Genomic DNA, 24065 nt, shown 5'->3' with positions numbered 1-24065 from the left:
AAATTATAAAAATTAACTGTTTTACTGATATGCACCCAATGTCGGATTAGAAGTTCTGGAGACTCCTACAATATCTGTAGGGACAGAATTAGCTACAGCCAAATCTCCTTTATTTCTTGCCGGAGAATCTGCTTTTACTCGTAAATTCATTTTAGCTGTAAAATAATTTATAAACTTAGGATCCTGATTTTTATAACTTTGAATTACATCCATACTGCTATCAAAATTAAAACCTGCAGCACTAATACCGGAATATTTCAATAAACTGTTCTGAATGGTAAAATTAAATAACTGCCCAGGAACCGGTTCAAATGTTACCGAATTATCTCTGTCCGAATAAAAAATACTGTTTTTAAGATTCAGATGAAGTGAACCCAATTCTGTCTGTCCGCTTTCATTTTTATATTCATTGGTTACAAATAATGCATTTCTTGGGAACTGATTCATTATTTGAGAATAATTTACAATCGTAGAATGTGTAAAATCATACATTCCACCTTTATAAATTCCAACGCAAGACTCTCCACAGTTATTCATTACCAAATTTGAGGCATTAATATTGGAACGAATTGCATAAATCCCATATTCCTGAAAAGTATGAATGAATGAATTACTGATATTGGCAGTTACCTGTTTCATATCTAAACCTCTTTTTCCACCAAATAATCTTGCATGATTCATGTTTAGTGTAGAACCTTCTGCCATTTTAATAGAATTCCAGTTTCTTGGAATAGTGTCGTAATAAGTATCATTTCGATCTCCGCGTAATACAACCTCTTTATTTAAAGTACCATTAATATTAAGATATGCTCCGGCTGAAACCTTCATTCCGCTGTTTTTGTGGAAATAAACTTTTGTACCTTCTTCTATATCTAAGCTTACATTAGGATTTATGGTAAGATTTCCATAAATGATTTTGGCTTTATTATTTGTCCAAGTAGTATGATTGCTTATTACATTGGGATTGGTAGGAGTTTGAATGAAAAATTCGGCATCCTGAACTACTGAAAACAAAGTTACATGTTGCTGTGCTGCTCCTGTTGTAAATAAAACTCTGTCTTCCGCGATTGCTTCGGGTCCGGAAGCCTGCGGAGCAATTTCCACAAAAATATAAAGACTGTCTTTTTTTCTTAAAGGTACATTTTGAAAATCGTAGCCAGGTTTTCCGTCTACATTAATTCTGTATAAAGAAGATGCTCCTTTTTCTAAATGAATTCTGGGAATCATTACATCTTTATCTTCATTATTAAAAACTTTTACGGCATACGTTTCGGATCTTATCTGATGATAAACGGTATCGCAGAAAACCGTATCTCTGGAAAATCTTAACTCTCTAGAAGGAGAATCAAAACTGATATCATCCTGATTGCAGGAAATCGTGAACAGCAAAATTAAAGAAGAGAAAAACAGTAATGATTTAAGTTTCATAGCCAATTATTATTTCTTTTATAAATTCTTTTATGCTCTAAAATTCATCAACAAAATTGAAAAATCTAAATTCAAGCGTATAAAAGTCTTCGGAAATTAATTTATATACGTTTCAAATTTAACGAAAATACTTCAATATTGTTGTTATTAAAAATTTCCCTACATACTATTTGCAAATAATAAAAATATTTGTATTTTTGCAACCTAAAATTTAGCAGAGAAATATCCATTACTATTTCGAAAGCAAAGTTTAATTTTTTTAAAATTATAAAAGTTTACACATGAAAAACGGAATTCACCCAGAAAATTATAGACTTGTTGTTTTCAAAGATATGAGTAACGACGAAATGTTTCTTTGCAAGTCTACAGCAGATACAAAAGATACTATCGAGTTTGAAGGAACTGAGTATCCATTAATTAAAATGGAAATCTCTTCTACTTCTCACCCTTTCTACACAGGAAAAACTAAATTAGTTGATACTGCAGGTAGAGTAGATAAATTCATGAACAAATACAAAAAATTCGCTAAGTAATTTTTTGATTTTACCATATTTTAAAAGTCTTTCGAAATTCGGAAGACTTTTTTTGCTTTAAACGATACCATATTCTATTGCTCTCTTAACCAATTCTGAAACTTTATTACAATTCATTTTTCTGAGAATATTTTTGCGATGAGTAGTTACTGTATGGTAAGAGATATTCTGTTTTTCTGCAATTTCTTTTGCCGACAAACCTTCTACTAGAGAAGAAAGTATCTGTATTTCTCGTTTAGTAAGAGAAAAATCTATTTTTATTTTTCCTTTTTTATCATAATACATTTGGTGAAAATCACTTCGGCTGCCTATCCCTGAAATTATAACGGTGTACGGATTTTCTTTAATAAGATGTTGAACATTAGAATGAATGTTAATTGCCTGAAGTAAATTTCCTTTTTCGTCTCTGTAAGTATGAATCGCTTGATGGTGAAACATTTCATAATTGCCATTTCCTGTATCCATTCTAAAACAGTAGCTAGATTTTAATTCTTTTTGATTTTCCCATCCTATTTCACACATTTTCTCAATAGACATTCTCTCGGCTTTCATTACAAACTCTAAATCTTCCGGATGAATAAGGTCTATAATATCTTTTAGATTATGCGGAATCCTATCTAAACTATGTATTTTTAAAATATTTTGATGCACACCATTTATACTGCTGTCGTGAAAGTTGATGGTGTAGTAATAAAATTCTCCCGGAGCAAACATCCCTCCGATAAAATCTTCAATCTTGGGAACAGGAAGTTTAATTTTTTTATTTTGAAGGATTTCCGGATAATCATTCCATACCTCAGTAAGCTGATGTGCTTTTATAGCACCTGTCTGAAATTTATCTTTCATGATTTTAGTTTTCTATAAAATTAACAAAAATTATGTTAAAAATACCTTTTTCGAGGGATTTTGTGATAAATGAATAAAAAATAATTTTGATGAATATTAATCGTAAATAATTTATTAAGGTAGCGTATTAATCATAAAAATTTGAATCATGAAAAGCTTTACATTATTACTGTTGTTGCTGTGTTTTTCATACAACAAAACAAATGCACAGACAAAAATTGATTTTAGTAAAGATTTTCCAACCATTATTTACCGTAATACTTCTACCGGTATGAATGGATTGGAATCCGAAAGTTTCTCGGGCCGTTATAGAATTTATGACCATGTAGGCTCTTTGCGGATGGGATTAAAATTTACGGAATTAAAAAATTATTCAAGAATCTATACTTATAAAGGAAAAAAATATTCGTCTTCCCAAATACCTGAAATTAATAATATCGAAATCACGAAAGTTTCGGGAGTTTTGAAGATTTCTAACGGCGGTCTGTCGGAGTCGGAAAAAAAAAGAAATGTTGAAGTTTTCATTGGAGGATATTTGGATCAGTCGGGAAGTGTTGGCGGGAACAATATTGAAATTACAAATAAATTGCCCACTTCTTTTTCAAAAGAAACCCATATAGAATTTATTCCGACAAGTATTTCGTTTGATGCCAGTGAAGTTCATCTTGCGATAGAAAAATATCTCGAAAAGGAAAAGGAAAAGAATGGTGAGAAAGAAAATCTGGATAAATACAATAAGTTGTTATTGGAAGCGAGAAATCTTTTCTCAGCCCAAAATTACGATCATGCATTGTCAAAGTATTATGATGCAAGCTATATTAATGTCAAAGACAAGCAAAAAGCTGAAGAAGGTATTGTATTGACACGAAAAAAAATCGAAGAAGAAGCGGAGGAGGATAAGAATAAAAAATCGGCAGAACCACAAGATCCCAGTTCGCATACCTATAAAGACGGAGAATGTAAATTATCGGGTGTGACATCCGCAAGTTATACATGTCCGCTTTGTCGTCAGGAAGACAAAAAGGAAAAAGATGCAAAAACCAAGGAAGACAAAAGAGTTGAAATGGTGAAAGCAGTCAAAGCAGAACAGGAACGGAAGACGAAAGAAGCTGAAAATAAAAGAATTGCAGAGCAGAAAAGAGAAAAAGAAAGGATAGAAGCGGAGAATAAAACTAAAGAATTAAATCGTTTGGCTGAAGAAAAAGAATTACGGAGAAAAATAGAGAATAGATTTAAAGATGTTACGAAACTAAAAGAGATAGATTTTTCTAAAGTTGAAATCTTTTATGAATCTGATAATTCTATTATAAAGTATGATAATATTGAGTTGGGAATTATTCCTAAAAATAAATACGTAGACGTTTATAAAATAAATGGCACTTATTTTTTAAGTGCTAGGATAGTTAATACTGATATGTATGAGGTTTTAGATATATTTGGGAATGCAATATTAGGTTTAAGAAATAATTATTATATATTGGATGAAGGTCAAGATGAAATTAGATTTTATATTTATAAATCTCAACCAGAATTTTTTAGACAAGTAATTGTTAAAGCATATGGAGAAAGTGAGCATACAAAGATGAAAAGAATCTTTTATGATAATAAGTCAAAAGCGATAGAAGCAATAGAATCTTACATTGAGCCAAAAGGTACATTTACTGGATATGATCATAAATTATACATTGTTCAAGTTGATATGATTAAAACAGATTTAACAATGAAGATTATAGAAAAAAAGGAAGGATATGCTATTAAGTAATGTTGGAACTCAAATGATATACTAAAGTAAACCATTGAAAAATTAAAAATTATGAATACAAAACTAATATTACTACTGCTTTTTTGGGCAGGAGTGGTATGGGGACAGAAGAAAATATCTGAAATAAAACCAGATAAATTTCCCGATTTGCAAGAATCTAAAACAATTGCTGGTTTTATTATTAATTTAAATAAAAATAAAAACAGTATTGAACTTGAAGAGTTAATTAAAAGTAATACTAAATTACTGCTTTCTGATATTGATAAGAATGTCGTATCTGAGGATACTCTTGTTTATGAAACAATTTATTCTAAAAACGGGAGACCGATAATTAATGATATACTAAAGGCAAAAGTATTTGTGATTAAAGGCAATAGTGATAAAAAACTTTATTATTATCCTAACGGAGGATTTTTTTAAGATGATGTCGTAAAGAATGAAAAATATGATAGAAATGAAATAACAAAGTATGAGTTAATTGACGCTTATGATAACCTTGACTATGATTGTAATAATAATCAGGCTGTTCATGACTCTGTATTGGATAGCAATCTAAGAATTATTAAAAGAGCAGTTGTATTCAATTCTTCAGATGAAGCTACCAACAATAATGCTTTAGCTTTTACAAATGGAACTAATGACACTAAAATAAGTATTGGGGCAAATTTTAACTATAGAGAAAAATGGTTTTTAAATATCACTGTTCAGACAGCTGCGGCTAATACAGGTCTTTTGTATTCCAAACAGTCTTGGAAAAATGATGTTGGAGCATCATTTACATTGAATAGAGTTATTGGAAAAGAAACACAATTCTTTAATACAAAAGAATGTAGTAAACTCTATATAGAAAGAGAAAAATACAAAGAAAAAATTATAACAAAATTTAATGATTTATCAAAGGATTATGGTCGTTACGAAAAAAAGCTAGAAGATTTAAAGCAACAAAAAAAGAATAATAATAGTATCACTGATATATCCGAGAGAGATAAAAAAAATGAACAGATTGAAAAAGATATCAGCAGTATAGAGGAGAAAATTAAATATGTAGATGTTGTGAAGAAAGACGCAGCAAAATATATGGAAAAAGAAATGATTGAATTTGATAAAAAAAATGATATTTTACAAGGTAGTAAATTGCATTGGTTAAAAGCAACTGCAAATATTACAAACCAAAATGTCAGTTTGGATTCATTAAATCTACTTGTAGGGGATAAGATTACCAATTTCCCAAAATTATCATTGGACTTTTCCTATAATTTCAACAGACAGAAGAATCAATATTTATTTAATTTTCAAGCTTTCACAAAAATAATAATGGGGAATTTTCTTGATGCTAATATTAATAGTGAAAAACCTTATTTGGTAAATAACAATAATGAAACTTATGTTTTTGATACTTCCGGGACGCAAATAGGAAAATATGATATGCTAAAAAGAGCATTCTGGACATCGCAAACAGGTCTTCAGGCAACTTTTTTTATTGTTAAGAGTTTTGGATTTTCAGGGTTTACATCACATACTTTTGCTTTGCAGAATTTGGAAGCAACAGACTACAGAAATAGATATTCTTTATTAGCAGGTTTGGTTTTTAGAATCAATAATCAGGAGGATGTTAATAAGGCTACTTTCAGAATACTTGCGGGCGTTGAAAATGAACCTTATAAGACAAAAGCGTTAGATAATTTTATGGTTAAAATTACACTTGGTATTCCTTTTAATTTATTTACAAAAAAATAATTTATGAAGTTACAGTTTGTTATTTCTTTATTGTTAGTCGTCCTTTTAGATGGTTCTATTATAGCTCAAAAAAATCAAAATAAAATAAAATTAAAAACTAAATCTTCAATAGTGAAGTCTAAGATTACAGTACCTGATGATTTTGATAGTATTTTAAAATTACTAAAAGAAGGGAAAATTACTCTTTATGATGCTTGTAATGAACAGGTAAAAGTTATTAATACAATACAAAAAAGTGTATTTGCTAAAAAATATGCGTGGAGAAGAAATGATGAGAGGCATATTGTAACTTTAGAACCTGTGGATGAATCTGTAATAATTAATTTGCATGATAAGAGTATTTCTTATATAATTTCTACAAAAGAAAACATTAATGGTAATATGATTTTAAAAGAAATTAATCCAAGAATACTTTTAAAAATGATAAAAGGCGGGAGGTCAATAGACTTATATGATTTTAATGAGGATGGACAAGAAGATATAGACTTTATACATATCAATCTTCCACATGGATCTGAAAGAGTGATAATAGATGATAAAGGGTATATTTTAGAAAAAAAAGATAATTATCTTACTACATCTTTTTTCTATCCTGTAAATGATTTAGAAGCTAAAAGAAGGCTTATAAATTCATTAAAAAATATTGTTTTGTTGATAAATTGTGATGTTGAAGATTTTGAGAATAAAATTGAATTGCCAAAGATTATAACAAAAGAATATAATAAAGGTACTCGTATAACATTTGAGTTACAAGATTAATTCAGTAATTGTAATAGATAACATTTTATATTAACATATAATAAAGTTGTCAGAAATTGGACTTAAATATACTATGAAGAAATGTACGTGTTGGTCGGGAAGACTTTTCTGCACTTTACTCAGATTTAAAATTCACATAGCACAACTTCCCACAATGATTCGTATTTTTGTTCTCAAACCGATGTCAGTCTGAGCTTATCGAAGACTCGAAACATTGAACATAAAACTTTAAACCCGAAACCCACATGCAACTCGTATTCTCCGATGCACAATATTGGGAAGATTTTCTTCCGCTTACTTTTACCCGTCCCATTGCAGAAATGCGATGCGGAATTCTCACTTTCTCCGAAAGATGGCAGAAACTTTTAGAATCTACCAAAATTTCGTGGTTTACCGAAATGTATCTTCAGCAGAAATTCAGAGAGCCGGAAAAAAAGGAAAGTTTGTTTTTGGTTCCTAATTTTTTACCGACAGAAACCGTTATTCAACAAATTAAAGATTTGAAACAAGGTGAAGCTTTAGTTTATGAAGATGAATTGGTCGCTGCAAAAATCAATATGGAAGGTTTTTCTTTAAATCAGATTGAAAAAATGACGGATATTAAGGAAGAACTCGTTTTCTTTAAAAAGCCAACCGACTTATTTACTTATAATAAAGAAGCTATTGATTTTGATTTTGAATTATTAACGAAAGGAAAAACTTCACAAGAATTATCTTCTACCAATGGTTTTTTAGGAAATAAAGAAGATTTATTCATCGAAGAAGGTGCCGAAGTTGAATTTTCTACCATCAATACAAAAACAGGAAAAATATACCTCGGGAAAAATGCCGAAGTGATGGAAGGTTGTAATCTGCGAGGCCCGATTGCGCTTTGCGAAGGTTCTAAATTTAATTTAGGAGCTAAAATTTACGGTGCAACAACAGTGGGTCCACATTCTAAAGTTGGTGGTGAAGTGAGTAATATTATCATTTTTGGATATTCCAATAAAGGACACGACGGTTTTGTAGGGAATTCTGTGATTGGAGAATGGTGCAATCTTGGAGCCGACACCAATTCTTCCAATCTTAAAAATAACTACGGAAATGTAAAATTGTGGAATTACAGAACCAAAGATTTTCAGGATACAGGTTTGCAGTTTGCAGGTTTAATTATGGGAGATCATTCTAAAACAGCCATTAATACTCAATTAAATACTGGAACTGTGATTGGTGTAGCTTCCAATATTTTCAAAGAAGGATTTCCACCCAATCTTATTGAAAATTTTTCTTGGGGAGGTTTTAAAGGTGATGAAAAGTTCAAACTAGACAAAGCCTACGAAGTTGCCGAAAAAGTAATGGCAAGAAGAAAAATGCCTTTAACAGATGTAGATAAAGGTATTTTGAAACATATTTTTGACGAATATTAATCAATAATAAACGAAAACTTCAATTTTTTTTGAAGTTTTTTTATTTTCTGTGTAATAAATTCATATTTCAGATTGTCTTATTAATAGAAACAAAATTATGACTCAGGAAACTTTCAGGAATACGGTATTTATTCTCAGGGATGAGATGTTCCGTTTTGCGAAAAGGTTTGTGATGAGCAGTGATGAAGCCGAAGATGTTGTACAGGATCTGATGATTAAGTTTTGGCAGAAAAAAGATGAGCTGGAAACGTTTGGGAATTTAAAGTCTTATGTTTTAAAATCAGTAAGAAACGAATGTCTTAACCGGTTGAAGCATCATGATGTAAAATTAGGTTTTGCAGACTTACAAATTCATCGGTCTGAACTGTACAGTATGGATGTGAATAATTTGAAAGATCATATTCTAAGTTTTATCAATCAGCTTCCGGAAAAACAAAAGATGGTGATACATCTTAAAGATGTGGAAGAGTACGAAGTGTCTGAAATTTCCGAAATTATGGAAATGGAAGAAAACGCAGTAAGAGTAAATCTAATGCGTGCCAGACAGAAAGTAAAAGAACAAATCACTCAATTAATGAGCTATGAGCAACGATCAATTTCAAAATAAATATAAAGAAGTCTTCCAAAGTTTAAAGGAAGAAAAAATGGATTGGGATTTTGAAGATTTTCTTGAAAAAGCAGAAAAAGCAGAATCAGAATCATCAGACGAAACACCGGTTATTCCGATTTCCAAGAACAAACCTTCGTTCCCGAAATGGTTTTGGATGGCTGCAAGTATTATGGTAATAATGGGGTTCATTTTTGTTTTTACTGTAAATCAAAATAAAATTTCGGAAAAGCAGAATCTCGTGGAAAATGAAATTTTAAAGCAAAAAAACGATTTCATATCAGAAAATCATAATCATGAATCTCAAGTGGCAGTTCATACGGTAGATTCTGTTTCTGGTGCTAAAAAAGACTCTATATTTAACGAAAAGTCATTCACCGAGAACGATGTTTTGGATGAGATTTTATCTAAAAGAAGCCGAATTAAAAAAGAAAGAAAACCTAAATATGTTTACAATAATCCGCAAAAAAATCTAGCCGATTCTCTCGGATATCAGGATTCTTTTGTCATTGTAAACGGCAAACGAATTACCAGCGAAAAAGAGGCAATAGATGTGGCCACCTATTCCTTAATGAAGATTGGTCGTGAGTTTAAAAAAACTGTGGCATCGTCGCAGGAAAAAGAAAGTTTTACTAACGAATACTGAAACTAAAATGAAAAATATATTCTTTTCCATACTGTTATTTTTAGGCTGCTTTAGCATTGGCAGTGCCCAAAACGAAAAACTGGATAAACTCTTCCAGCAATTTGAAAATAAGAATGGAATTACCTCGATTAGCATCAAAAAACCAATGTTCAAAATTTTAAGCAATCTTGAACTGGATGATGATTATTTAAAAAAAATAAAACCTATTCTGAAGGATGTTGACGGTCTTAAATTGGTAATTGTTCCAAAAGCAACGTTCCCAAAAGAACTTGAATCTGAAAATATAGAAAATATAAAACTGAATATCGAAAAGACCAATGAAATCAATGAATCTCTGGAAGAACTTCATTTCGACAAACTGATGTCGATAAATAATGATGGAGTTTCTATGAAATTTCTTGCAGAAGCCGAAAAAGGCGATATTTTGCAAAATCTTGTCTTCAATATAGATTCTGATGACGAAAACATTCTTTTTCTACTAAATGGTAAAATGAAAATGGATGACGTTAATAAAATTATCAACTCTACCGAGATGCAGATTTCAGTTTCTAATCCTTCTGCAAAAAATAATTCCAAAAACAACAGTTCTTATCTGAATGGTGAAAGCAGAAATGTAGGAGAATTTTCTGGAGTTCAGGTAAGTACCGGGATTGTTGTGAACTACAAACAGGAACCCAATTCTTTGGTGAAAGTTATTGCCGATGCCGATAAACTCCAATACATCGTAACAAAAGTTGAAGACGGTATACTTAAAGTTTCTATTGATACAAAAGGACAGAGAAATCTGAAGTTTAAAAATGTAAATGTAAACGTAAGCTCACCTAAAATAAACGAAATTAAAACTTCTTCAGGCTCAATTTTCAATTCTGTTAATAACATTAATGAAAATCAGATTACAGTAGATGTATCTTCGGGTTCTGTTGTAAATGCGAACTTCAATATTCAGGAAAAAGCATTTATAGATGTAAGTTCTGGTGCTATAATCAATTCGCAAATCAATACAAAAGATATTTTCATAAAATCGGCGAGTGGAGCAGCTGCAAATTTTACCGGAAATGCAAATTCAGGAATTATAGACATCAGTAGCGGAGCGGTTTGTAATGCGAAAGATATGAAATTCAACAAACTAAAAGCAGAAGTTAGTTCGGGGGGGATTATTACAAGCCACGTAACGCAAGAATTGTCTGCAAAAGCTTCTTCGGGCGGAATAATCAGATTTAAAGGCAATCCACAGATACATTCAAACATCAGTAAAAACTCTGGAGGAATGCTTAAACAGATAGATTAAAAAAGATTTTTTATTCATTCAAATTTGATGAAATCCCAATTTTTAGCTTGCAGAGATACTTTTTGGGGATTTTTTTTGAACTGAAATTGACGGGTTTAAATAATATCAACTTCATATTTAACATATTTAATTTTGTAAAGTCACTGTTTCAGTGGCTTTTTTGCGATTTATATAAAGAATTGTTAAGTTTTGTTTAAACTATAATATGTGATTTTCGTATGTCGACAAAAATGTTTAATTTTGCAAGAAAGTAAAGATGTCTATTCATAACAAAATTGTAGAGACAGCCATCACTTTCGATGACGTGCTTCTAGTTCCTTCTTATTCTGAAGTTTTACCTAATCAGGTTTCATTAAAATCAAGACTTACCGATAAAATTACGCTGAACGTTCCTATCGTTTCCGCTGCAATGGATACTGTTACAGAGGCCGATTTGGCAATTGCATTGGCAAGAGTGGGCGGTTTAGGTTTTATCCATAAAAATATGACTATTGAAGAGCAGGCGGCTCAGGTAAACAGAGTAAAACGTTCTGAAAACGGGATGATTTCTGATCCTGTTACTCTTTCCAAAGATCATACACTTGGACAGGCAAGAGAGCTAATGTCTAGCTATAAAATCTCCGGATTGCCTGTGGTAGATGCAGATAATATATTAATAGGAATTATTACCAATAGAGATGTAAAGTATCAGGAAAATCTAGATATAAAGGTTGAAGAGATCATGACGAAAGATAAGCTGATTACTTCTGATAAAAATACGAATCTCGAAAAAGCAAAAGAAATTCTTCTTAAAAACAGAGTTGAAAAACTTCCGATCGTTGATGCTGAAAATAAATTGGTAGGTTTAATCACCATTAAAGATATCGACAATCAGTTAGAATATCCTAATGCCAACAAAGATCAAAATGGTAGATTAATTGTTGGAGCTGGAGTTGGAGTTGGAGAAGACACTTTAGACCGAATTGCAGCTTTAGTAGAAGCCGGAGTAGATATTATCGGAATAGATTCTGCTCACGGTCATTCAAAAGGAGTTTTAGATAAAATAGCTGAAATTAGAAGAGCATATCCGGATTTGGATATCGTTGGAGGAAATATTGTAACTGCCGATGCCGCTAAAGATTTAATTGAAGCCGGAGCAAACGTTCTTAAAGTAGGTGTAGGTCCCGGTTCTATCTGTACAACGAGAGTTGTTGCAGGAGTTGGAGTGCCGCAGTTATCTGCAATTTATAATGTATATGAATATGCTCAAACTAAAAATGTTGCTGTAATTGCTGATGGAGGAATAAAGCTTTCCGGGGATATCGTAAAAGCTATTGCAAGTGGAGCTGGTGCAGTAATGTTGGGGTCGCTTCTTGCAGGAACCGATGAAGCTCCGGGAGAGGAAATTATTTTTCAGGGAAGAAAATTCAAAACTTATCAGGGAATGGGAAGTCTTTCTGCCATGAAAAGAGGCGGAAAAGAAAGATATTTCCAAAGTGAAGCTAAAAAATTTGTTCCTGAAGGAATCGAAGGAAGAGTACCAAGCAAAGGTAAATTAGAAGATGTTATTTTCCAGCTAACTGGTGGATTAAGAGCAGGTATGGGTTATTGCGGAGCAAAAGATATTACCGCTTTACAAACCGACACGAAGATGGTAATGATTACCGGAAGCGGATTAAAAGAATCGCATCCTCACGATGTAATCATCACACAGGAAGCTCCAAATTATTCTTTATAGGAAATATAATTCATTCATTGAAAAAAAATCGCCAGTTGTATTGATAACTGGCGATTTTTTATTTATAATCGATACGTTAAAGTTTGCTTTTAAAATCATTTATTCTGAAATCAGTCAATGCATTTCCTTTTTCAATTTTTTCTTTAGAATAAAGCCTGAAATCATTCTCTGTTTTTTCCAGAAGATAATCATAAGGACCAACAGAAGAAATGAGCTTAATTAAAACAGGAGAAACTTCAAGACAAATAAACATTCCCATTATAAATGCTGCAGCAGTAGCAATTATTGCAGAGCCCTTTCCTAACTCATCTAATGCTTGGATTCTAGCAGCGAATCCGTTATACTTGTCCTCGAAAGTTTCAGTAGATTTCCTTTCAGTTTCAAGATTATTATACACTTTAGATATTTCCTTGTCAAGATATTCTAGTCTTGCAGCTGTTTGATTCTGATAGTTTTCCAAATCTCTCTTTCGCTGCTCTTTCAATTCTTGCTTTCTTTTGGCATTAGGTCCAAAGCCTTCTTTTCCGCTGGTTAGATTAGATTGTTTACCCAGAATTTCTTTTTCGAGTTCCACCGAAGCAGAGTCGTAAGATTTTTGATATTGAGCCAGCTTTTCCGCAATTTGTTTTTTTTCAGTTTCAAAAGGAGCATTTTGTTGTAAAATTCTCCCGTTCATCTGTGTTTGAAGATCCTTTTTATTTCTTTGAATAATGGTGTTGAGTTGTTTATTAACCTCTTTTTCAAAAATTTTGAGTTCTAATGGCTTAGAAATAATAATTCCTAAAAATGTTGCCAAAATAAGTCTTGGGATCGACATTAAAATTTGGTTCCACCATGTGCCTGTTTTTTTAATAGATGAAACAATATATCGATCCAGATTAAAAATCATTAATCCCCACAACAATCCGAACCCTAGAGATGCCCAAAACTGATCAAAAATGGTAAAGATGGCATAAGTTGACGATAAGGTGGCAAAAACAGCGGTGAAAAGGACAATTCCACCAATACCCGCAAATTTATTCCATTCGCTGGGTGTTTTCCTGAGAATATGAATGTTAGCTCCTGAACAAATCATTAAAAATTTTTGGAACCAATTAATTTTATGCTGATTATATTGCAATAGTGAAGAGGTATTTTTCATGATGATATTATTCTAAAATAAGTATACCAAATTACAACATTGTTACAAATAGTAATAGGTTTTACAAAGTAAAGCCACTGTTTTAAGATTTTTTTAATAGCTAATTAATATAAAAATAGCAACAATAATGTTATTTATGAATAAGATATGACAGATCACCAATAACATATGATAACAGCAACATATTGAAGATGAAAATATTTAAACAACCATTTACCAAGGTAGGATAAAAAAAGTACATTTTAAACTTATTAAAACGAAAGAAGTAATTTTTCTGACTTTGAACTAAGATTAAACCACTAATGATATAATTGAAAATTCAATATATTTTAAGTGTTTAATGAATGCGTTTAATAGTATTCTTATAGGATTTGGATTGGGATTGATATTATGATTAGTATTTCAATTAAAATAGAATAGAATAAAAAACAATAAAAAAACCTCATACATTTTTGTATGAGGTTTGAAAAAAACTGGCGGCGACCTACTCTCCCGCTTTCGCAGTACCATCGGCGCTAGAGGGCTTAACTTCTGTGTTCGGAATGGGAACAGGTGAGCCCCTCTGCTAAAACCACCCTAAATAAGGTATATAGATTTCAGAGGTTAGATATTAGATTTCAGACTAACTAAAGTCTTGTATCTGATGTCTTATATCTGACATCTTTTTATCGGTAAATTTCATCACAAAGGCAAAACCAGTGTCGCACTTATAAGGCTTGATTTAATGTAAACTTATAGGCTATAAATCTACGGGTAATTAGTACTACTCGGCTATGCTGTTACCAACTTTACACCTGTAGCCTATCAACGTGGTCATCTCCCACGACCCTTAAAAGATGTCTCATCTTGAGGCGAGTTTCGCACTTATATGCTTTCAGTGCTTATCTCTTCCAAACATAGCTACTCAGCGGTGCACCTGGCGGTACAACTGATACACCAGAGGTTTGTTCAAATCGGTCCTCTCGTACTAGATTCAAGCCCTCTCAAACATCTAACGCCCGCAATAGATAGAGACCGAACTGTCTCACGACGTTCTGAACCCAGCTCGCGTGCCACTTTAATGGGCGAACAGCCCAACCCTTGGGACCTTCTCCAGCCCCAGGATGTGACGAGCCGACATCGAGGTGCCGAACCTCCCCGTCGATGTGAGCTCTTGGGGGAGACTAGCCTGTTATCCCCGGAGTACCTTTTATCCTATGAGCGATGGCCCTTCCATACGGAACCACCGGATCACTATGTCCTGCTTTCGCACCTGATCGACTTGTTGGTCTCACAGTCAAGCACCCTTATGCCATTACACTCTACGCACGGTTACCAAGCGTGCTGAGGGTACCTTTGAAAGCCTCCGTTACTCTTTTGGAGGCGACCACCCCAGTCAAACTACCCACCACGCAATGTCCTTCTAAAAGAAGTTAGGCTCCAAGTAAGTAAAGGGTGGTATTTCAACGTTGGCTCCACAAACACTAGCGTGCCTGCTTCAAAGCCTCCCACCTATCCTACACATTACTTACTCAAAGTCAATACGAAGTTATAGTAAAGGTTCACAGGGTCTTTTCGTCCCATTGCGGGTAATCGGCATCTTCACCGATACTACAATTTCACCGAGCTCGTGGCTGAGACAGTGCCCAGATCGTTACACCATTCGTGCAGGTCGGAACTTACCCGACAAGGAATTTCGCTACCTTAGGACCGTTATAGTTACGGCCGCCGTTTACTGGGGCTTCAGTCAAACGCTTCGCTTACGCTAACGCCCTTCCTTAACCTTCCAGCACCGGGCAGGTGTCAGACCCTATACAGCATCTTTCGATTTAGCAGAGTCCTGTGTTTTTGATAAACAGTCGCCTGGGCCTCTTCACTGCGGCCACCATTGCTGATGGCGTCTCTTCTTCCGAAGTTACGAGACTATTTTGCCTAGTTCCTTAGCCACGACTCACTCGAGCACCTTAGGATTCTCTCCTCGACTACCTGTGTCGGTTTTGGTACGGGTTGCTTCACTTCGGCTTTTCTTGGAAGCACTTTCCCTACAGCAACTTCGCCCGAAGGCTAGGTCTTGACTATTCCGTCAGTCTTCAGTAAGTACGGCACTCCGTCCCCTTTTTAGTGTGAGCAAGTATGGGAATATTAACCCATTGTCCATCCACTTCCCCTTTCGGGTGCGCGTTAGGTCCCGACTAACCCTCAGCTGATTAGCATGGCTGAGGAAACCTTAGTCTTTCGGTGAGGGGGTTTCTCGCCCCCTTTATCGTTACTTATGCCTACATTTTCTTTTCTGTCCGCTCCACAATACCTCACGATACTGCTTCGGCGCAAACAGAATGCTCCCCTACCAGATATAATAAATTATAAATCCATAGCTTCGGTAATATGCTTATGCCCGATTATTATCCATGCCGAACCGCTCGACTAGTGAGCTGTTACGCACTCTTTAAATGAATGGCTGCTTCCAAGCCAACATCCTAGCTGTCAATGCAGTTCAACCGCGTTGCTTCAACTTAGCATATATTTGGGGACCTTAGCTGTTGGTCTGGGTTCTTTCCCTCTCGGACATGGACCTTAGCACCCATGCCCTCACTGCCGCAGAACATTTATTAGCATTCGGAGTTTGTCAGGAATTGGTAGGCGATGAAACCCCCGCATCCAATCAGTAGCTCTACCTCTAATAAACTCATTTGCGACGCTGCACCTAAATGCATTTCGGGGAGTACGAGCTATCTCCCAGTTTGATTGGCCTTTCACCCCTACCCACAGGTCATCCGAAGACTTTTCAACGTCAACCGGTTCGGTCCTCCACTTTGTGTTACCAAAGCTTCAACCTGCCCATGGGTAGATCACAAGGTTTCGCGTCTAATCCTACTAACTCAGCGCCCTATTCAGACTCGCTTTCGCTCCGGCTCCGGACCTGAAGTCCTTAACCTCGCTAGTAAAATTAACTCGTAGGCTCATTATGCAAAAGGCACGCCGTCACACCCTATTGGTGCTCCGACCGCTTGTAGGCGTACGGTTTCAGGTTCTATTTCACCCTTCTATTCGAAGTGCTTTTCACCTTTCCTTCACAGTACTTGTTCACTATCGGTCTTTCAGGAGTATTTAGCCTTGGAGGATGGTCCCCCCATATTCAGACAGGATTTCACGTGTCCCGCCATACTCATTTATCATCTATATATACCTTTCGAATACCGGGCTATCACCGTCTACGGCCGCACTTTCCAGTACGTTCTTCTAAATATATAAAGACTTTTGGGCTAATCCGCTTTCGCTCGCCACTACTTACGGAATCTCTTCGATTTCTTTTCCTCCGGGTACTTAGATGTTTCAGTTCTCCGGGTTTGCTCCTCTTACGAGGTAATACATCTTCAATGTATTGGGTTGCCCCATTCGGACATCTCGGGATCTATTCGTGTGTGCCAATCCCCCGAGCTTTTCGCAGCTTACCACGTCCTTCGTCGCCTCTGAAAGCCTAGGCATCCGCCATACGCCCTTAACGATTTCTTTCCTATTTTTAGGTTACTCAAGCACTTATAAGTGCTCGGTTTTCTCTTTGTGATGTCTTTACCGTTAATGTCAATGATCTTATTTTCTTGTACTTAAATAATCAAGTAAAATGTTCTAATGACGGCTCCGTCACTATGTAGTATACATTTCCTTTTATTACCCTCATACATTATACTCTGTACTTTCGTACTTCGTACAATCCGTGGAGAATAAGGGAGTCGAACCCTTGACCTCCTGCGTGCAAGGCAGGCGCTCTAGCCAGCTGAGCTAATTCCCCGCTAGTAGACTTCAGATGTCAGATTACAGACTTTAGACTTTTTTGTCTGATGTCTCTTATCTGATGTCTTCCCGTCTTTTCAATTAGTAGTCTCGGGCAGGCTCGAACTGCCGACCTCTACATTATCAGTGTAGCGCTCTAACCAGCTGAGCTACGAGACTTCATTTAGATTTGAGATAATAGATTTCAGATACAAGACCATTAAGTCTATCTTCTTTTATCTACCATCTTTTGTCTCTCTCCCTATACTAATTTCTAGTGGGTTTTGTATTTTATAATTGATAATCGATGTTGGATGAGTGATTAAGCATCTCTGCTATTATTAATCAATGATCTTTCATCATTTATCTTTTATATATGACAACCAAATAAAAACTAAAGCTTGAACTTTAAGTAAGTTTTTTTTGTACTTGCGTACTTGTTTGTTTAACGTTCTTCAACGCTCTAAAATGAGATGTTCCAGCCGCACCTTCCGGTACGGCTACCTTGTTACGACTTAGCCCTAGTTACCTGTTTTACCCTAGGCAGCTCCTTTTACGGTCACCGACTTCAGGTACCCCAGACTTCCATGGCTTGACGGGCGGTGTGTACAAGGCCCGGGAACGTATTCACCGCGCCATGGCTGATGCGCGATTACTAGCGATTCCAGCTTCATAGAGTCGAGTTGCAGACTCCAATCCGAACTGAGACCGGCTTTCGAGATTCGCATCCAATCACTTGGTAGCTGCCCTCTGTACCGGCCATTGTATTACGTGTGTGGCCCAAGGCGTAAGGGCCGTGATGATTTGACGTCATCCCCACCTTCCTCTCTACTTGCGTAGGCAGTCTCACTAGAGTCCCCAACTGAATGATGGCAACTAGTGACAGGGGTTGCGCTCGTTGCAGGACTTAACCTAACACCTCACGGCACGAGCTGACGACAACCATGCAGCACCTTGAAAATTGTCCGAAGAAAAGTCTATTTCTAAACCTGTCAATTCCCATTTAAGCCTTGGTAAGGTTCCTCGCGTATCATCGAATTAAACCACATAATCCACCGCTTGTGCGGGCCCCCGTCAATTCCTTTGAGTTTCATTCTTGCGAACGTACTCCCCAGGTGGCTAACTTATCACTTTCGCTTAGTCTCTGAACCATAAAGCCCAAAAACGAGTTAGCATCGTTTACGGCGTGGACTACCAGGGTATCTAATCCTGTTCGCTCCCCACGCTTTCGTCCATCAGCGTCAGTTAAAACATAGTGACCTGCCTTCGCAATTGGTGTTCTAAGTAATATCTATGCATTTCACCGCTACACTACTTATTCCAGCCACTTCTACTTTACTCAAGACCTGCAGTATCAATGGCAGTTTCACAGTTAAGCTGTGAGATTTCACCACTGACTTACAGATCCGCCTACGGACCCTTTAAACCCAATAAATCCGGATAACGCTTGCACCCTCCGTATTACCGCGGCTGCTGGCACGGAGTTAGCCGGTGCTTATTCGTATAGTACCTTCAGCTTTCCACACGTGGAAAGGTTTATCCCTATACAAAAGAAGTTTACAACCCATAGGGCAGTCGTCCTTCACGCGGGATGGCTGGATCAGGCTCCCACCCATTGTCCAATATTCCTCACTGCTGCCTCCCGTAGGAGTCTGGTCCGTGTCTCAGTACCAGTGTGGGGGATCACCCTCTCAGGCCCCCTAAAGATCATCGACTTGGTGAGCCGTTACCTCACCAACTATCTAATCTTGCGCGTGCCCATCTCTATCCACCGGAGTTTTCAATATCAAATGATGCCATCTAATATATTATGGGGTATTAATCTTCCTTTCGAAAGGCTATCCCCCTGATAAAGGCAGGTTGCACACGTGTTCCGCACCCGTACGCCGCTCTCTCATTTCCGAAGAAACAATACCGCTCGGCTTGCATGTGTTAGGCCTCCCGCTAGCGTTCATCCTGAGCCAGGATCAAACTCTCCATTGTATGTTTGTCTGACTCACTCAAAGTTTTTTAACGCTTTAGTTTTTCCTTACTTGGTTGTTATATTGTATGTCAATGATCTATTTTTCTTCCGCTTTTTAACGTAGCAATCTTTCTGTCAGTGTCACTCCGTATTTGCGAGTGCAAAAGTAATAACTTATTTTTTAATGACCAAATGTTTTTGAAGAAAATTTAAAGTTTTTTTTAATTAACCCTAACTCCCAAACACCCCAATCAATAACGCTTCTGCTCTCCCCTAATCGGGACTGCAAAGATAATAACTATTTTTAAAACCACAACCCCTTTTTTAAAAAAAATTAAAGTTTTTTTTCGTTACATCTTTTAAAGCTATTTATCAATTACTCCCCTGCGCTACCTACTTAACTTCCGTTTTTCGGTGGCGCAAAGATAGATATTCATACAAACACAAAACAAATTAATTTAACATAAAATTTACCATCACATAACATTAAATCCATAACAGCATGGATATCAGTTGATTTTTTTTAAGCTTTGTTTGATTTTTTATTCTAAAGCTAGAATTCGATCATCATTTGCACAAATAAATGCCCCACAAATAAAGGTAATCACACAAAAACACCTCCGAATGGAGGTAGATTTAAGGAGAGAAAAGCTTTCTTTTATTATTTTTTAAACAAATTCAAGTATCACTGAATTGATATTAAGGCATATTAACATTGAGTTGGTGAGAGTCCACCAATTGCAATTCATATTCATTCAACAATAAATAATTTTTAAAAAAGAAATTCTATCGTAAGTTTTCTGGCATATTAATATTATTCTTCTTCATAAAATCTAACAATTCATTGTATTTTTCTTCGTAATCATTAGCACCACATTTATGAGAGATGCTGCAGATGTCTGAAGGTTTTATTTTTAGGATATCTGAAATTTTTGTAAGAATATCGAGATTGATTTTCACTTTGGAGTTTTCTATATCTGAATAAGCTTTCTGTGAAATACCCATTTCGAATGCCATATATTCTTGAGTAAGATCTCTGTCTCTCCTCATTTTCCTTATATTCTGTCCACAAATTTTCATCATAAATTGCTTTAGTAGTTTTCGGTATATTTTAGAAGTATATCTAATAGCTGCAGACAAAGTTAGTAAATACCTTTGTGAAAATATTAGACAAGCAGCATTATATTTATTTTTTCCTGTATTAATATAGGTTTATAATAGGGAGAATTCAAGAAAATAATTTTTGGCTGCAAGAAACAAAAGTTATGGAGACGCAAAAATTTAATTATGACAATAATATTGTCAGAGCATTCCTTTACGCAACCATTGTATTTGGAATTATTGGTTTTCTTTTAGGATTAACAGCAGCTTTAATGCTATTTTATCCAGAATTACCTGAGTTTTTATTTGGAACTGATGATACAACTATCCAAAGCTTACGAAGTGGAAATATTCAGGGATTAATTAATTCCCAAGGAGCTTTGGGCTTCGGAAGAATCAGAATGCTTCATACCAGTGCTGTGATCTTCGCTTTTGTCTGCAACTCTTTCTATTGTGGTGCTTATTACAGCATGCAAAGACTTTTGAAAACAAGAATGTATAGCGATACACTTTCTTGGATTCATTTCTGGAGTTGGCAAATTATGATTATTTCTGTAGTAATTACATTCTTAATGGGAATTAATACTTCTAAAGAATATGCAGAACATGAGTGGCCTATTGATATTTTAATAACTTTTTCTTGGGTTATTTTCGGAATCAATATGTTTGGAACCATTGCCAAAAGAAGGGTACGTCATTTATATGTAGCGATTTGGTTCTATATCGCAACTTGGATTGCTGTTGCAATGCTCCATATCTTCAACAATTTAGAAGTTCCTTTATCTTTTACAAGCTGGAAGTCTTATTCTGCATACGCAGGAGTAAAAGATGCTTTGGTACAATGGTGGTACGGACACAATGCGGTTGCTTTTGTTTTAACAACACCAGTTTTAGGATTAATGTATTATTTTATGCCTAAAGCCGCAAACAGACCCGTTTTCTCTTACAAACTTTCTATCATTCACTTTTGGTCTTTAATCTTCGTTTATCTTTGGGCAGGACCTCACCACCTTCAATATACTGCTTTACCAGCTTGGGCACAGGCAGTAGGAACTGGTTTCTCTATTATGCTTATTGCACCGTCTTGGGGAGGAATGCTGAACGGACTGTTAACGTTAAGAGGAGCTTGGGACAAAGTAAGAGATAATCCTATCCTAAAATTCTTTGTAGTAGCTGTTACTTGCTACGGTATGGCAACATTTGAAGGTCCATTATTAGCTACAAAATCTTTAAATAAAATTGGGCATTACACAGACTGGGTAATTGGACACGTTCACTTAGGAGCTTTAGGCTGGAACGGATTTATGGCATTCGGTGTTATATATTACCTTATCCCTGTGATGTGGAGAACAAAACTATGGTCTGTAAAATTGGCTAACTGGCATTTCTGGCTGGGAACTTTAGGAATTATTTTCTATGCTGTCCCAATGTATATTTCAGGATTTACACAGGGCTTGATGTGGAAACAGTTTAATCCGGACGGAACTTTATTGTGGAAAAACTGGCTAGATACAGTAACTGCTGTTATTCCTTACTTTAAAATGAGATTTGTTGGAGGTCTGTTTTATTTAAGTGGAGCAATTTTAATGGTAATAAATGTTGTAAAAACTATTAAAGCAGGATCATTCCAGAAAAATGTACCGGCAGAAGCTCCAGCTTTAGCAAATATTGGAACTGCAAGAAAACAAGGAGAAGGTGTACACCTTTGGTTAGAAAGAACACCTCAGCTATTATCAATATTAGCATTCGTAGCAGTTGCTATTGGTGGATTAGTAGAAATTGTTCCTACTCTAACAGTAAAAAGCAATCTACCAACAATATCAGCTGTAAAACCTTACACACCACTAGAATTGGAAGGAAGAGATCTTTACATACGAGAAGGCTGTAATGCTTGCCACTCACAAATGATTCGTCCGTTCCGTGATGAAGTAAACAGATTCGATGGTAAAAACGGACAGTATTCTAAAGCAGGGGAATTCATTTACGACAGACCTTTCCTTTGGGGATCTAAAAGAACAGGACCAGATTTGCACAGAGAAGGAGGAAGAAACCCAGATTCTTGGCACTTTAAACACATGTACAACCCAAGAATTACTTCAGCAGGATCAATTATGCCACGTTTCCCTTGGTTAATTACCAATAAACTGGATCGTTCACAAATGACGGATAAACTGATGTTGATGAAAAACACTTTCGATGTTCCTTATACTAAAGCACAGATAGATTCCGCAAATCAGTGGGCAGACAATCAGTCTAAAGCCATCGTTAAAAGAATTTATTCTGAAGCGGCAGACGTAAAAACTCAGGTTGAAAAAGATAAACTTACCAAAGGTGACAAGTTTGTACCATTGGAACAACGTGAAATTATCGCCATGATTGCCTATCTGCAAAGACTGGGAACAGATATTAAAACCACAGAGATTAAAACAGCAAGTGTAGATTAATTTTAAAAACTTTTCGAGATGAAAACAAGAACTCCCATATCTATATATATTGCTTTAACAATAGGAATTACCATTATGGCATTCGAAATGTTTGCCTCAGACTCCAATTATTTTTCCACCCCTTTCTTTTGGGCACTTTTAATAATCATTACGATTTTGCTGCTCATTATGAATTCTATTGGAGATCTGGTAGAAAATGAAAGATTCCAAAGACTTACCGAAGCAGAAAAACAGGCATTTCTAACAGATAAGAATAAATCTTATTTCCAGACACTTTGGAATTCGGCTTTCAAAAAACAGTCTCAATCTGAAGAAAAGGACATTTTAATAGACCATGGGTTCGACGGAATTACGGAACTCGACAATTCTTTACCAAAATGGTGGATCGGTCTCTTTTATTTTGGAATTATCTTTTGTGTAGTGTACATGGTTGCATTTGCTTTCACAGATTATGCACATCCGGAAGTTGAGTACGATAAAGAAACTAAAGTTCAGCTGGCTTCCATAGAAGAGTATGAAAAAAGTGCTCCTGCCATTAATCTAGAAACTGCAAAATACAGTGCAGATTATGTAGCAGAAGGAGAACAGCTGTTCAAAACCAATTGTGTAACATGCCACGGAGATGGTGGTAAAGGCGGAATTGGTCCTAACTTAACCGATAACCACTGGATTAACATTAAAGAAAAAAGTTTATTTAAAAATGTTTTCTGGATGCTGGAAAATGGTTCTCCTAACAATCCTACCATGAGACCTTTCATAAAAGAAGGAACCATTACAGGAAGAGACGCAGAAAAAATAGCATCTTATATCTACCACATCAATCAGGAGAAAGCTCCTATAACTCCTGCAAACGGCGGAGCTGCTCCACAAGGTGAGGAAGTAAAATGGCAAGAATAACCAAGAATAAAAAATCTCTAAATATATTTACTCTATGAAT

General features: G+C 35.4%; 16 protein-coding genes, 2 tRNA genes and 3 rRNA genes. 12 read left to right on the top strand and 9 right to left on the bottom strand.

Going from position 1 to position 24065, the window contains the following annotated elements:
* Window positions 1–21: 21 nt before the first annotated feature.
* Complete coding sequence (locus MTP08_RS01080; RefSeq protein WP_243576706.1) at window positions 22–1428, bottom strand: hypothetical protein; 1407 nt, start codon at window positions 1426–1428, stop codon at window positions 22–24.
* A 281-nt stretch (window positions 1429–1709) separates the two neighbouring features.
* Between MTP08_RS01080 and MTP08_RS01075 the strand changes: the two genes are divergently transcribed.
* On the top strand, window positions 1710–1961 hold the full coding sequence (locus MTP08_RS01075; protein WP_209391185.1) for a type B 50S ribosomal protein L31: 252 nt from the start codon (window positions 1710–1712) through the stop codon (window positions 1959–1961).
* 57 nt (window positions 1962–2018) lie between these two features.
* On the opposite strand, the gene MTP08_RS01070 is transcribed toward MTP08_RS01075, so the two are convergent.
* On the bottom strand, window positions 2019–2807 hold the full coding sequence (locus tag MTP08_RS01070; RefSeq protein ID WP_243576705.1) for a response regulator transcription factor: 789 nt from the start codon (window positions 2805–2807) through the stop codon (window positions 2019–2021).
* Window positions 2808–2955: 148 nt separating this feature from the next.
* Here MTP08_RS01070 and MTP08_RS01065 point away from each other — a divergent pair, with 148 nt between their 5' ends.
* The 9 genes from MTP08_RS01065 to guaB all read left to right on the top strand — a co-directional run bounded on the left by MTP08_RS01065 (window position 2956) and on the right by guaB (window position 12729).
* A complete protein-coding gene (locus MTP08_RS01065) occupies window positions 2956–4569 on the top strand; it encodes a cell envelope integrity protein TolA (protein WP_243576703.1) in 1614 nt (537 codons plus the stop codon).
* 51 nt (window positions 4570–4620) lie between these two features.
* Window positions 4621–4989, top strand: coding sequence for a hypothetical protein (locus tag MTP08_RS01060; RefSeq protein WP_243576701.1), 369 nt, complete (start codon window positions 4621–4623; stop codon window positions 4987–4989).
* Window positions 4990–5301: 312 nt separating this feature from the next.
* Window positions 5302–6306, top strand: a complete 1005-nt coding sequence (locus tag MTP08_RS01055) for a hypothetical protein (RefSeq protein ID WP_243576700.1) — start codon at window positions 5302–5304, stop codon at window positions 6304–6306.
* Window positions 6307–6309: 3 nt separating this feature from the next.
* Entirely contained in the window at window positions 6310–7065 is a 756-nt protein-coding gene (locus MTP08_RS01050; protein WP_243576699.1) for a hypothetical protein, read from the top strand.
* 245 nt (window positions 7066–7310) lie between these two features.
* The gene (locus MTP08_RS01045) at window positions 7311–8471 is read left to right on the top strand and encodes a GlmU family protein (RefSeq protein ID WP_243576697.1); all 1161 of its coding nucleotides are present in this window, start codon (window positions 7311–7313) and stop codon (window positions 8469–8471) included.
* 97 nt (window positions 8472–8568) lie between these two features.
* Window positions 8569–9078: an RNA polymerase sigma factor gene (locus tag MTP08_RS01040; RefSeq protein WP_243576696.1), complete on the top strand. Its 510-nt coding sequence runs from the start codon at window positions 8569–8571 to the stop codon at window positions 9076–9078.
* Entirely contained in the window at window positions 9053–9724 is a 672-nt protein-coding gene (locus MTP08_RS01035; protein ID WP_243576695.1) for a hypothetical protein, read from the top strand. The genes MTP08_RS01040 and MTP08_RS01035 overlap by 26 nt, the downstream gene beginning before the upstream one ends.
* Before the next feature lie 7 nt (window positions 9725–9731).
* Complete coding sequence (locus MTP08_RS01030) at window positions 9732–11012, top strand: DUF4252 domain-containing protein (RefSeq protein WP_243576694.1); 1281 nt, start codon at window positions 9732–9734, stop codon at window positions 11010–11012.
* Between the two features lie 256 nt (window positions 11013–11268).
* On the top strand, window positions 11269–12729 hold the full coding sequence (gene guaB / locus MTP08_RS01025) for an IMP dehydrogenase (protein ID WP_243576693.1): 1461 nt from the start codon (window positions 11269–11271) through the stop codon (window positions 12727–12729).
* A gap of 76 nt (window positions 12730–12805) precedes the next feature.
* On the opposite strand, the gene MTP08_RS01020 is transcribed toward guaB, so the two are convergent.
* The 7 genes from MTP08_RS01020 to MTP08_RS00990 all read right to left on the bottom strand — a co-directional run bounded on the left by MTP08_RS01020 (window position 12806) and on the right by MTP08_RS00990 (window position 20666).
* Window positions 12806–13870, bottom strand: coding sequence for a DUF4407 domain-containing protein (locus MTP08_RS01020; protein WP_243576692.1), 1065 nt, complete (start codon window positions 13868–13870; stop codon window positions 12806–12808).
* Window positions 13871–14341: 471 nt separating this feature from the next.
* Window positions 14342–14449: ribosomal RNA gene (rrf, locus tag MTP08_RS01015) — 5S ribosomal RNA — on the bottom strand.
* 158 nt (window positions 14450–14607) lie between these two features.
* Window positions 14608–17362, bottom strand: a 23S ribosomal RNA gene (locus MTP08_RS01010).
* A 203-nt stretch (window positions 17363–17565) separates the two neighbouring features.
* Window positions 17566–17639: transfer RNA gene (locus tag MTP08_RS01005), tRNA-Ala, on the bottom strand.
* 87 nt (window positions 17640–17726) lie between these two features.
* Window positions 17727–17800: transfer RNA gene (locus MTP08_RS01000), tRNA-Ile, on the bottom strand.
* 286 nt (window positions 17801–18086) lie between these two features.
* Window positions 18087–19603: ribosomal RNA gene (locus tag MTP08_RS00995) — 16S ribosomal RNA — on the bottom strand.
* Together the 16S, 23S and 5S rRNA genes with 2 tRNA genes alongside form the textbook arrangement of a ribosomal RNA operon.
* A gap of 766 nt (window positions 19604–20369) precedes the next feature.
* Window positions 20370–20666, bottom strand: a complete 297-nt coding sequence (locus MTP08_RS00990) for a helix-turn-helix domain-containing protein (RefSeq protein WP_243576691.1) — start codon at window positions 20664–20666, stop codon at window positions 20370–20372.
* Window positions 20667–20848: 182 nt separating this feature from the next.
* Between MTP08_RS00990 and ccoN the strand changes: the two genes are divergently transcribed.
* Window positions 20849–23128 carry a cytochrome-c oxidase, cbb3-type subunit I gene (gene ccoN, locus MTP08_RS00985; RefSeq protein WP_209390806.1) on the top strand — a complete coding sequence of 760 codons (2280 nt, stop codon included), beginning with the start codon at window positions 20849–20851 and terminating at the stop codon, window positions 23126–23128.
* Window positions 23129–23146: 18 nt separating this feature from the next.
* Entirely contained in the window at window positions 23147–24025 is an 879-nt protein-coding gene (locus MTP08_RS00980; protein WP_209390805.1) for a cbb3-type cytochrome c oxidase N-terminal domain-containing protein, read from the top strand.
* Window positions 24026–24065: the final 40 nt, after the last annotated feature.

It is taken from the genome of Chryseobacterium oryzae (genome assembly GCF_022811665.1).
Classification (GTDB): domain Bacteria; phylum Bacteroidota; class Bacteroidia; order Flavobacteriales; family Weeksellaceae; genus Chryseobacterium; species Chryseobacterium oryzae.
The sequence above is the reverse complement of the archived record's forward strand: the minus strand, read 5'-3'. Positions and strand labels throughout refer to the sequence as shown.